Here is an 11,743-nt window from a genome sequence, read left to right on the forward strand (position 1 = left end):
ACCGCAGTATGAGCGGTTTGTCTTTTTCTTTTATGCATCCAAATGTTCACCATTTGTCGCAATCACTTGTTTATACCAATCGAAGCTTTTCTTTTTCTTTCTATCTAATGTACCGTTTCCTTCATTATCACGGTCAACATAAATGAAGCCGTAGCGTTTTTTCATTTCAGCCGTAGATGCGCTGACGAGGTCAATTGGGCCCCAGCTTGTATAACCGATCAGGTCAACTCCGTCTGCGATCGCTTCTCTCGCCTCTAGCAAATGGCTTCTGAGGTAATCAATTCGGTAATCGTCTTGAATTGATCCGTCTTCTTCTACTTGATCGACAGCACCCAATCCATTTTCTACGATAAACAATGGCTTTTGGTAGCGGTCATACAGCTGATTCAGTGTTGTACGAAGTCCTTTCGGATCAATTTGCCAGCCCCAATCACTTGCTTTTAGATAAGGGTTTTTCACACCTTCAAATAGGTTGCCGCCAGTCACTTGTTCAAGGATCTTTGGATCTGTACTCGTCACAAAACTCATATAATAACTGAAGCCAATATAGTCCACTGTATGGTTTCTTAAAATATCTTCGTCCCCTTCTTGGAACTCGATGTTGATGTCATTTTCAAGGAAATAACGTTTCATGTAACCTGGGTAATAACCCCTTGCCTGTACATCTGAGAAGAACAATGTTTTACGATCTTGCTCAATTGCAGCAAACATATCTTCAGGTCTTGAGCTGTACGGATAAGTTGTCATCGCTGCAATCATACAGCCGATTTTCGCATCAGGAATGATTTCGTGTCCTGCTTTGACAGCCAAAGCACTTGCAACAAATTGGTGATGCGCTGCTTGATATTGAATGCTTTTCTCGTCATCACCCTCTTCAAATACAAGTCCGCCGCCAGTGAAAGGCGCATGTAATACAACGTTGATTTCATTGAATGTCATCCAATATTTCACTTTGTCTTTAAAGCGGGTGAACAATGTTTTCGCGTATGTTTCATAAAGATCCACAAGCTTACGATTTCTCCATCCGCCGTAGTTTTTCACAAGTGCGAGCGGCATTTCATAGTGAGAGATGGTGACAACTGGCTCAATTCCGTGCTTATGCAGTTCATCAAATACTTTTTCATAAAAAGCGAGGCCTGCTTCATTCGGTTCCGCATCGTCGCCATTTGGGAAAATACGCGGCCAAGAAATGGATAATCTGAAGCACTTGAATCCCATTTCTGCAAAGAGTGCAATATCTTCTTTATAGCGATGGTAGAAATCGATTGCATCATGATATAAGTTAAGGTCTTTCATTGATTCATCGAATGGGTGCATAATACCATTTGGTGATACATCAGCTGTCGATAAGCCTTTTCCATCTTGATTATATGCGCCTTCAACTTGGTTGGCTGCAACAGCGCCGCCCCATAAGAAACCTTTAGGAAATGTTTTTTCTAACTTGTTCATGTTGAATACCCTCCTCTTTTTCTTCTACACTGACTGTAAGCAGTGTCTCTTTCACTGTAATCGTTCCATCTGTTTTCGCATCAACTTGTGCAAAATCGTTTGTGTTGGTGACAATAACAGGTGTGGTGACATCATAGCCTTCTTGCTGAATGCCCTCGATATCAAATTCAATGAGCACATCTCCTGCTTGAATCAGATCACCTGACTGCACATGACTTGTGAAATACTTTCCGCCAAGTTTTACCGTGTCAATCCCGACATGAATGAGAAGTTCTGTACGTTGTTCACTCTTCAAGCCAATGGCATGTTTCGTGTGGAAAATGGTTTCAACCTTGCCATTGAACGGTGCTACAACACGCCCAACTGTTGGTACAATGGCTGCACCTTTGCCCATGATTTCATTAGAGAATGTTGCATCATTTACTTGATTGAGCGGCTTTAGTTGACCTTCAAGCGGGCTTTGTACCACTTCATTTTGAAGTGCTGCTGTGTCTTTCTTTTCTTGTGGTTTGTCTGCTTTTGTATCATCTTTCACTGGTACATCTTTGAATCCTAGAACAAGTGTCATGATCGTTGCTACAACAAATCCGATTACTAAACCAATGATTGAGTAGACAAATGTTGGTCCAATGAATGTTGGGAGACCTGGAAGGCCTGCTGATCCAGATATCACATATGATTTTACTTTAAAGATTGACATGAACACGCCGCCTGCTGCTGCACCAATAAGGGCTGCAAGGAACGGTTTTTTCAATCGCATGTTCACGCCATACATAGCAGGTTCAGTAATACCCATTAAGGCTGTGATACTTGTAGACATTGCCAATGATTTGAATGTTTTATTTTTTGATCTTAAGAAGACACCGAATGCTGCGCCTGCTTGTGCCATATTCGCTACAAACATCATTGGAAGAATGTAGTCAAAACCGTTTAACGTAATGTTGTTGATCATGATTGGAAGCAGTGCATAGTGCATGCCCGTAATGATCAATGGTGACATGAATCCGCCGATTAAGAGTCCGGCCAAAAGACCTGCATGTTTAAACAATAAATCAATTCCACCTGAAAGGCCACTTCCGATAATCCCGCCAAGCGGTCCAACCGCGATGAGCATAACTGGTACAACGACTAGAAGTGTGACCGTTGGAACAAGGATGATCTTTAATGATTTCGGACTATATTTTTCTGCGAATCTTTCAACATATGAACCAAGCCAGATGGTGAGTAGAATTGGAATCACCGATGAAGAGTACACAACGGCAACCACTGGCAAGCCTAGAAATTCTGTATTTCCCGCGCCCAGTAAAGCGGTTAACTGCGGGTGCAGTGCTGCTGCTGCAATGGCAGCCGCGATATACTGATTTGTGCCAATTTTTTTGGCTACGCTTACAGCAAGCAGAATCGGTAAGAAGTAAAAGGCTCCATCTCCGATGGCTGTTAAAATCGCATACGTACTGCTTTTATCTGATATCCACTGGAATGTGAGCATCAATGCCAAAATCCCTTTGATCATACCGGCTCCAGCGATGGCTGGAAGAATCGGTGTGAAGACACCAGAAATAAAATCGAAAAGCTTTGATATCACATTTTGTTTTGACGCTTCTTCTGTACCGCCTGACTTTACATCAGATGATAGACCTGAGTCAGCGATCATCGCTTGATAGACATTTGAGACATCATTGCCGATAATGACATGATATTGGCCTCCGCTTTGATTCACGCCCATGACGCCGTCTGTTGATTGCAGCTTCTCTTTATCCGCCTTGCTTTCATCGTATAAGTTGAAGCGAAGTCTTGTCATACAATGCGTGACGTGTTTAACATTCTTTTCACCGCCGACAAGTTCTAGCACTTCTTTTGCTGTTTGTTTGTGGTTCATTGTGTTACCCTCCAATCGTTGATTTAATCTTGATATAGAAAAAACCTAAACATCCATTAATGTCCGAGAAATAGCGATTCAGACATTAATCGATATTTAGGTTTTGCCTGCTTAACCAGTAACAATCCTTCATAGCGATTGATCGTTATTTAATTTTTATAAGTCTTTAGATATAAAAAAACCTAAATCACGCCTTATCAAAGATAGGGACAATGATTTAGGTTTTGCCTGCTTGACCAGTAACAATCCTAAAAGATTGTGGGTTATTTAGTTTATAGTTATAAATTATCATGTTAAATTTGTGATGTCAACGCTTTCTTTTTGAATTTATTTTCTTTTTATTACTCTGTCTATATGCAAAGTTAAATATAGCATTTCATCTTCTATGAGACTTCGGTTGTATTCTTTTTGAACATAATCGTTAATTTTTTCTGCGCACTGAAAAGCTGCGGTGTTTTTCTCTTTTACCACTTCATACAGAAACTCATTTTGATTTTCCATTTGTGTTTCGTTAAACAAACGCTGACCAAAAAACTTCAAATGCGTAACAAAACGGAAATAATTTAATGATTCCTCGTCCAAATCAATTTGAAAGTGATACTTAACGATGTTTAAAATGTCTTGAATGAGTTTGGTGATTTGAATAACGTTTGGCATTTCCTCATTGAGCTCTGCATTGACAATATGCATGGCAATAAAGCCGGCTTCATCCTCAGGAAGATGGATGCTCAGCTTGTCCTCAATGATTCGAATAGCTTCTAAACCGCATCTGAACTCATCTTTATACAGCCGTTTGATTTCCCAGAGCAAGGCATTTTTGATGTCCATTCCTTTTTGATGACGTTCAATGGCAAAGGTAATATGATCCGTCAGCGTCACATAGATGCTGTCATTTAAATTTTTGTTAAGGGTTGTTCTCGCATGCTCAATAATCGCCTCACACACTTGCATATACTCGATTGGAATATCATAAAGCAGGGTTTTGAATTTTTCTGATATATCTTTATTTTGAATAGAAAATACTTTTTCGATTCGTTCTTCGTCAATCGGGTCTCCGCTTTTCTTTTGAAACGCGATCCCTCTGCCCATAATGACCAGCTCATGCTGCTCGTCATCATACGCACTGACAACATTATTATTGATTACTTTAGAAATGATCAATTGATACCCCCCAGTACATTCCGCTTTTTCGAGCATTTTATCGTTGATTCATATGTCATGTTATTATTATTTTCAAAAAAGAGGACTTTAAGATGATTTTACATTTTTTTTTGATACGGTCAACTAGAAAGAATGACATATTACCTCTCAAAAATGACGAAATAGGGGCAAAAAAGTCTAAAAACATACACAAAAACACTCTAAAAAGAGTGTTTAAAGTGTGTATTTTACAAAATCAAGAGCAGTCCCAATTATAGACGACATTCTCGAAATTTTTTCGTTTAAGGTCTTCTGGTTTGATAAAAAAGTTGGCAATACCGCAATCTCCCCACATCAAATCTACTTCATCATCTGAGTCAATTTGTAATAACAGAACGGTATGTTCTTGATCTACATAGGTACGCGGATCTTCTTGTGTAAACCCTGGATACCCGCCCAATTTGTGACCAAAGCCACTCGCTGTTTCATAAAATTCATCCAGCAGGGCATCTGCTTCATCGCCATTAACACCATCTGCATCTTCGAATAGGTCCCAGCTGTTCTTTCCTGTGACTTTTTCAAAGCGGAAATCTCCTACACTGATCGTTTCGCTTGATAATTCACCTGTAATCGCGCCTTCCTTCGTCACAGGAAAATAAAAATCATCTGGAATTTTCACAAAAGAAAAATCAGTCATTAACTCTTCTTCTGCCAAGAAAGGTTCCTCAATAAATTTGATGCGAAAATCTTTTTGCTCTGTTTTATGGTCAATATTCATCCCATAAAGATCATCATGCACTGAAATAAAAACTTGCAAAAGTCCTGTTTCTGGATAATCCTTCAGCTTGGGCAGCTGGCCGAAATTAATTTGTGTCAAAAGTTTCATAGGATGTCCTTCGCCGTCAACTGGATATTCGTCGTTTTTTGGAAAATAAGGATCACCAGCTATTTTGCTGTCGTATGGTCCTGTTTTTCCTTGTTTCATCTGCAATTGAATCATTGGTTTTTCCGTTTCATCTAACAACGGACGGTAGGGTGCAAGTATTTCCTGCAGCTTCGCTGATTGTGTCACGATGATCTTCCTCCTTATGAATAGGTCTAATGACAAAACTTGTATCTCTTTTTCTATCATACAGAAGTGTACCCTGGCTGTCAGTGATAAATCGGTCAAAATCCTAACAAGTTTATCTTCTTAAAATGTAAAAAAACCTCCGATTCAGCTGGAGGTTTTGTCGTTCTTTTATTTCACTTGATAGTTTACTAAGTCGTTTGCTAATGCTTTCATCGTTTCGTTTGTTTCGTGAAGACCTTCAATAATTTTTGTAAAAGTGCCTACTAGCTCTGCCTGATGCTCAGAGGAAGCGACAATTTGCGCAATTTCTTCTTCCATTCCTTTGATCGATCCCTGCACATCTTTTAGGGCTGTTTCAATATCAGTCGTCGCCTGTTTCGCATGAGTTGACAGCTTTCTCACTTCTGTTGCGACCACTCCAAAACCTGCTCCTGCTTCCCCTACTCTTGCAGCTTCTATTGATGCGTTGAGTCCAAGTAAGTTCGTTTGATCAGAGATACCCTTGATGAGATTGGACACTTGATTGATTTTAGAGGAATTTTCGACAGTGGTTTTCGTATTTTGTAGAATTTGTTCACTTGTCGCTTGTAGTTCCTCTGAATGTGCGGCAACCTGCTGTACCATAGCGACTAGTTTTTCGGAAGCTTCGTTGCTTTCCGTCATGATGTAATCTAATCGTTGTTGATTCGTTTGGTCATAGGCCACACAGAAGGCAGCAACCACTTGACCTGATTCATCAGTAATTGGAACGGCTACGATATCCATTGGAATCCCGTATACTTCTTTCGGAATTTGAATAAACGATGGTTCTCTCCCATTTTTCAGCATCGCAAAGTTTTGGAATCCAGCATCTACTGTATCACCAGCTTTAAATCCTAAATCAATATTCCCATGCTGCTGATAATAAAGAACCTTCTCTTTCCCTAAAACAGAAAAGGTTAGCTGCTCTCTCATAGCAAGTCCAATGATTGGTAAAGCGTCTATTATGTTATCAATTCTCTGTGACATTCGCTTACGTTCATCCTCTCTATTTCTCAGTACACCTTCTTTATCGGTTCGTTATATGATCTATTACAGCCTGTAATGTGCACTAATATCAATCAAATGACCTAAGACATATAAAAAGCCCACATTCTATCAAGAGAATGTGGGTGTTTTTTAAACAAAGTAAATGCACATGAAGACACTGATACCGATGAGAAAAAGATACATATAGTCAATCCATGAGGTGCTGATGATATGGTAATACGTTCGCTCTTTCGTCCCTGTGAAGCCCCTGGCTTCCATCGCAATCGCTAAGCGCTCTGATTTTCGTACACCTTGTGTAAAAAGGGGCAATGCATAACGCATAAAGGCTTTCCAGCTGTTTTTTTGCTTGTAGCCTCTGATTTTATGTGCCGCTTTCATTTGTTTTAATTCACTTTGAAATAACGGAATAAACCGGAAGCCGGCAAGCATGCCATACGCCCATTTTGGGGACATTCGGCATTGGTGAATCAGACTCATCATAAATGCCGTCAAATCTGTTGTGGACGTAAAAAGGAGACCAAATGTCACAAATCCAAGCATTCTAAAAGCGATGGTGAGCCCATTTCTTAAACTCTCCTCTGTGATATGAAACCATGCCCACTTCCAAACGGTATGATCCCCCTTGCCGAAGGCCGCCATCATCCAGAACACGAGAATAAAAAAGAGCAGATAAGGGACAAGCCTTGTAACGAGATACTTCATATTCCATCCACCTAAAACAACTCCAATGCCAAGAGCAAACAGCCAAATGATAAAGGTAGTTTTAGGGTCAGAAATCGACATGAGACAGCCCATCGCAAGCAGATGAGCGAGTAATTTCATGACTGGATTCACAGTAGAAAGAAAGGAGTGATTACTTTGCAATCGTCAGCACGTCCTTTCTTTCTGCCACATAGCGATAATGTAAAGGAGCTCTCAGCTGATAAGCATCGACAAGTTCTTGATTTGAAAATAAATCATAAGGGGTGCCATGATACACATGCTTCCCTTGATGAAACAGAAGCACTTGATCGGCACACTCATCGACAAGCTCCATATCATGTGTGACCATCACAATGGTCGTGCCTTGGCGCTGACGCTCTTTTAAACGCCTCATCAATTCCTTCGCCGTTTTTTCATCCTGCCCGAAAGTCGGTTCATCTAACAGCAATACATCTTGATCAAAGAGGAGCATCGTGGCAACACTCAATCTTCTTTTTTGCCCTAAACTTAAGGTGAAGGGATGTGCTTTTTCATGCTTCTCTAAACCGAACTCTTTCAGCAGCTGAACCGTTTTTTCTTGTACGACAGATTCTGGCCAGTTTCGCTGTCTGCCGCCAAAGGCAATTTCATCGAATACTGTGTCTTGTATAAATTGAAGCTCCGGATTTTGAAACACAAAGCCTGTTTTTTCATATAGTTCTCGGTCTGACCACTTTTTTAGGAGTGTATCTTTTAAGAAAATGTGGCCTTTTTTCGTTGGCTCTAAACGAACCAAATGCTTGAGAAGTGTGCTTTTTCCACTTCCATTTTCCCCAATGATCGCCACCCAATCCCCTGATTTGATATCAAGCTGGAGATCACTCATAATCCTTTTTTTCCCGTAGCTTAATTGAAGATTTTCTGTACGAATCATTGTCTTTCGTTCGATTGATGGCACTTTTTCTCGCTGCTCTTTTCGTGCTTTAAAAGTTTGCATAAAGGTTTGACTTAGTGGATGAAATGGATCTTGAATAATCGTGGACCATTTCTCGGGAAATAATTTTGGCCGCCAAATCCCTGCCTCTTTCATTTCTTCCTCATATGCCGCGAGCACATCTTTTGGAGATCCATCTGCTAAAATGCTGCCTTGATCATCTAATAAAATCACCCGGTCCATCCATTCGATGACTCCGTCAAGCACATGCTCTACAAAAATCATGGTCTGCTGCTGATCGGCTGCAAGCTGCTGCAGCAGTTGAAATATGTCCATTCTACCTGCCGGATCAAGCTGTGCGGTTGGTTCATCAAAGAATAGAACATCCGGCTGTAATGCGAGTAGACAAGCAAGTGCCAATCGCTGCTTCATGCCGCCAGATAAATTGTGAATCTCTGTATGCGGATCGACATTCAGTTGGACTTTTTGCATGAGCTGCTGAATGATGTCATCCATCTCTTCACGAGGGACGGAACGGTTCTCTAAGCTAAAGGCAATTTCTTCATTGACGCGGTGCATACAAAATTGAGAGTCTGGATCTTGAAACATGACGCCTGTATGTCTTTGCAGCACCACTTCACCCTGCATGTCTGCTTCCACATGCTCTGGAATGATTCCAGCCAGAACCGAAATGAGCGTGGATTTCCCGCTTCCGCTCGGTCCTAAAATAAGCACCTTTTCCCCTTTTTGAATCGTAAGGGAGATTTGATGCAAAACGGGCTTAGGCTGTTCATAAAAACGGACAGAGAGTTCATTGCACGCGAGAAATGAATTCATGCTGTTCACCTTTGTTTCGTTTTTCTTTCATGATGGCATATTGATTCAGTACACCTGTTTTGGATAGTGCGTCCACCACCACTTTCGCAAGGCAGCCGCCAAGTATCATTCCACTAATGATTTGAGTCACAAGTGTCATAAGTAAAACTTGAGGCGTATAATATCCAAAGCCATTTGCCACGAGACTGTACGCCATCGCTCCGATAGCGGCAAAGGCACCAGAGAGCATCAGTGTCCACATGCGATACCGTTTATAACCAAAAAGAGCAAAGGCGATTTCTGCCCCAAGCCCTTGGCATACACCAATCAGCAGAGCTGAAAGTCCAAAGTGGCTGCCTGTCAATAATTCCACAGCCGCGGCGGCTGTTTCTGCAATCAGAGCAGCCCCCGGCTTTTGAATGATATATGCAACGATTGGACTGGCAATGACCCATATTCCAAACATGATGTTGCCTCCTGCTGGGCCAACAAGTGCTGTAATCGGTAAGTATAGCGTGGACCACCCTAAATAGATCACACCGCACGCAACAGATAAAATCACCGCAAGGACGACTTCTTTCATCTTCCATGTCATGATGAATGCACCTCCAGTTGAACTGGCCACTCTTCAACAGTGAAGGCCATTTCCCAAAACTTGTACTCGAGCTGGCAGCTTAAGATAAAATGCTGTTTCATTTTTTCCTTTTCCTTCTCACTTGCTGCTTCCGCCAATTGATCGAGCCGCCTGCAAAGCTCACCTGTGACAGAATCAGTTAATCCTCCATAAAATGTGATCCACTCATAAAACGGATGTGACGGGTCTGGCTGCACATCTGTAAGCATTCGTTTCCCTATTTCCCAATATGTCCAAGGACATGGAAGCAGGACAGCGATGATTTCACCAAGCGTGCCTTCTTGCGCAACTTGCAACATATGATGTATATAGTGGTGAGCACTCGGAGCCAAAGAAGCACCTTGGAGCTCATCATATGCTACTCCTGCCACTCGGCAAAGGTTTTGATGAGGGTGCGTCTCACTATCTAGTACAAACGCAATCTGCTGATGAAAAAACGCAATATCCTCTCTGTCTGTACATTTGCTGAGCGCTGCTGCATAAATTTTAATGAATGCTTGTAAGTATTCTGCATCTTGTTTGACGTAATGAATGATTTGTTCCTTTTCCAGCTTTCCTGCTGCCAGGCCTCTGACGAACGGATGCTGATAAATGGCTTCAAATAACGGTTCTGCTTCTTTCCTTAATTGCGTAGAAAATGTCATAAAAAAAGCCTCCTCTTCTTCAGTTGAATAAATGAAAAAGCCACCCCAAATGGAGCGGCCTTCTTATCGATTCAATCATGAATAAGACAAGGTCCAGCTCCACTTCCCTCCGCTAGTACGAACTAGATCAGGTTCAAAGGGTCCAAGATTTTCTCTTGTCTCAGTCATACATGACTCCCCTAGTGGACTTTTGTCATTTAATTATCTTTACTCTACACATGTGGCGATTTGATGTCAACCGCCTTTCTTAATTCAACGTTCTGATTGTTGGCAGCTTCTCGATCCCTGCAGCATAGTAGAAATTCAGAACACTGAAGAAATCAATCGGCTTTCCTGTTTTTAAATCTACAGCTAAAATATGATCACCGTAATTTGTCATATCATCAATATCTAAGCGTCTTGGTGTTGTCTTCCCGAGTGTATCAACAAAGGTATCATGGTAATATTGCCCGCTTGCATATGATGATTGATGGTACATAAACAATGTCTCAACATCTAAGTAAACGAGGATGGCTTCTGAGGAGCTCGCATAAGGAGCTGAGTATGACACAGGAGCCGAAATACTTTTTACTTTCACACTTGAGATTGAATGAGTTCTTTGTTCGTATTTTCCATCATAAGAGAAATAAAAAACACGCTCCCATTCATAATTTGCTGTCTTTGTTTGCTTATTGTACACTTTTGTACCATTTGCGAAAACATCACCGTTTGCATACTCAGCTACAAAATATTGAAAGGTGGACGAAAGGGATACAGCCCCCGTGAAATTGGGCGGGTTTTTTGCATTCACTTGTATCGTGTAGGAATCTCCAAATTCTCCGCCGCTTGTAATACCGAATGCATAATCACCTGCTGGTAAATTGGTCAATCCAAGCAGGCTGCCTGCCGGTTGAATTAAATCTGTCGGGTAGGCTTGTCCTGTTTCATAATCAACAACAAATAATTGAACAAAATAATCAGGATTTGAAGAGGTAATCCGGCTGATGAGTGCCTGAGGTGAAGATGTGCTTAAAAACCATAAATCAACTGGGTCGTCCTCTGTTAAGACAGCCGATTGATTAATAGCTAGTCCATCAATGGAGCGAACGGCAGACGTGCGCATTTTGCCTTCTTTAGCAGCTTTTCGTTTGATACTGATTCCTTTCTTCTTATTCACTTTAAATGATTTTTTCACTTGCTTCTGTTGAATAGCGGTTCCTTCATCCTGCTTTTCAAACGATTCTTGCACTTGCTGAATCGCTTTTTCCGTCAGTGGTGATATTTTCCCTTCTGATTTCGGTGCTTCTTCTGCTTTTAATGCTGGTGAAAACAAACCTGTTGCGACGAGTAAAACAGACAGTAAAGCTGCGGTGATTTTGACATAAAATGCTCTCACAGGAACATCCCCTTTTTCCTCATTTGGGTTTTTTACCCTGTGATTATTTTACCATTATTCTAATTATTGTTTTGGTCTTTTTTGGGACAT

At 41.2% G+C, this 11,743-nt stretch carries 10 protein-coding genes and 1 riboswitch; all 10 genes read right to left on the bottom strand.

Annotation, left to right across the window (positions count from 1 at the left end; genetic code table 11):
• Positions 1–30 precede the first annotated feature (30 nt).
• Positions 31–1,449 carry an aryl-phospho-beta-d-glucosidase gene (bglH, locus tag BAE31_RS12310; RefSeq protein ID WP_076840544.1) on the bottom strand — a complete coding sequence of 473 codons (1,419 nt, stop codon included), beginning with the start codon at positions 1,447–1,449 and terminating at the stop codon, positions 31–33.
• Positions 1,421–3,328 (bottom strand): beta-glucoside-specific PTS transporter subunit IIABC, encoded by a 1,908-nt coding sequence (locus BAE31_RS12315; protein WP_076840545.1) that lies wholly within the window; start codon positions 3,326–3,328, stop codon positions 1,421–1,423. The genes bglH and BAE31_RS12315 overlap by 29 nt, the downstream gene beginning before the upstream one ends.
• Positions 3,329–3,655: 327 nt before the next feature.
• Positions 3,656–4,489: a BglG family transcription antiterminator LicT gene (licT, locus tag BAE31_RS12320; protein ID WP_034281373.1), complete on the bottom strand. Its 834-nt coding sequence runs from the start codon at positions 4,487–4,489 to the stop codon at positions 3,656–3,658.
• A gap of 235 nt (positions 4,490–4,724) precedes the next feature.
• The gene (locus tag BAE31_RS12325) at positions 4,725–5,540 is read right to left on the bottom strand and encodes a YwqG family protein (protein WP_076840546.1); all 816 of its coding nucleotides are present in this window, start codon (positions 5,538–5,540) and stop codon (positions 4,725–4,727) included.
• A gap of 168 nt (positions 5,541–5,708) precedes the next feature.
• The gene (locus BAE31_RS12330) at positions 5,709–6,548 is read right to left on the bottom strand and encodes a methyl-accepting chemotaxis protein (RefSeq protein ID WP_076840547.1); all 840 of its coding nucleotides are present in this window, start codon (positions 6,546–6,548) and stop codon (positions 5,709–5,711) included.
• A gap of 150 nt (positions 6,549–6,698) precedes the next feature.
• Positions 6,699–7,433 carry an energy-coupling factor transporter transmembrane component T family protein gene (locus tag BAE31_RS12335; RefSeq protein ID WP_041108431.1) on the bottom strand — a complete coding sequence of 245 codons (735 nt, stop codon included), beginning with the start codon at positions 7,431–7,433 and terminating at the stop codon, positions 6,699–6,701.
• Positions 7,423–9,021, bottom strand: coding sequence for an ABC transporter ATP-binding protein (locus BAE31_RS12340; RefSeq protein WP_076840548.1), 1,599 nt, complete (start codon positions 9,019–9,021; stop codon positions 7,423–7,425). The genes BAE31_RS12335 and BAE31_RS12340 overlap by 11 nt, the downstream gene beginning before the upstream one ends.
• Positions 8,996–9,595, bottom strand: a complete 600-nt coding sequence (locus BAE31_RS12345; protein ID WP_025093768.1) for an ECF transporter S component — start codon at positions 9,593–9,595, stop codon at positions 8,996–8,998. The genes BAE31_RS12340 and BAE31_RS12345 overlap by 26 nt, the downstream gene beginning before the upstream one ends.
• Complete coding sequence (gene tenA, locus BAE31_RS12350) at positions 9,592–10,278, bottom strand: thiaminase II (RefSeq protein ID WP_076840549.1); 687 nt, start codon at positions 10,276–10,278, stop codon at positions 9,592–9,594. Before tenA ends, BAE31_RS12345 begins: the two co-directional genes overlap by 4 nt.
• 87 nt (positions 10,279–10,365) lie before the next feature.
• A riboswitch (TPP riboswitch) is annotated at positions 10,366–10,469 on the bottom strand.
• A 56-nt stretch (positions 10,470–10,525) separates the two neighbouring features.
• Positions 10,526–11,653, bottom strand: a complete 1,128-nt coding sequence (locus tag BAE31_RS12355) for a hypothetical protein (RefSeq protein ID WP_076840550.1) — start codon at positions 11,651–11,653, stop codon at positions 10,526–10,528.
• Positions 11,654–11,743 lie beyond the last annotated feature (90 nt).

The organism is Bacillus sp. I-2 (assembly GCF_001974945.1).
Classification (GTDB): domain Bacteria; phylum Bacillota; class Bacilli; order Bacillales; family Bacillaceae; genus Bacillus; species Bacillus safensis.

Coding starts and splice junctions, on each gene's coding strand:
- bglH (WP_076840544.1), bottom strand. CDS start 1,449: ATGAACAAGTTAGAAAAAACATTTCCTAAAGGTTTCTTATGGGGCGGC.
- BAE31_RS12315 (WP_076840545.1), bottom strand. CDS start 3,328: ATGAACCACAAACAAACAGCAAAAGAAGTGCTAGAACTTGTCGGCGGT.
- BAE31_RS12330 (WP_076840547.1), bottom strand. CDS start 6,548: ATGTCACAGAGAATTGATAACATAATAGACGCTTTACCAATCATTGGA.
- BAE31_RS12340 (WP_076840548.1), bottom strand. CDS start 9,021: ATGAATTCATTTCTCGCGTGCAATGAACTCTCTGTCCGTTTTTATGAA.
- BAE31_RS12345 (WP_025093768.1), bottom strand. CDS start 9,595: ATGACATGGAAGATGAAAGAAGTCGTCCTTGCGGTGATTTTATCTGTT.
- tenA (WP_076840549.1), bottom strand. CDS start 10,278: ATGACATTTTCTACGCAATTAAGGAAAGAAGCAGAACCGTTATTTGAA.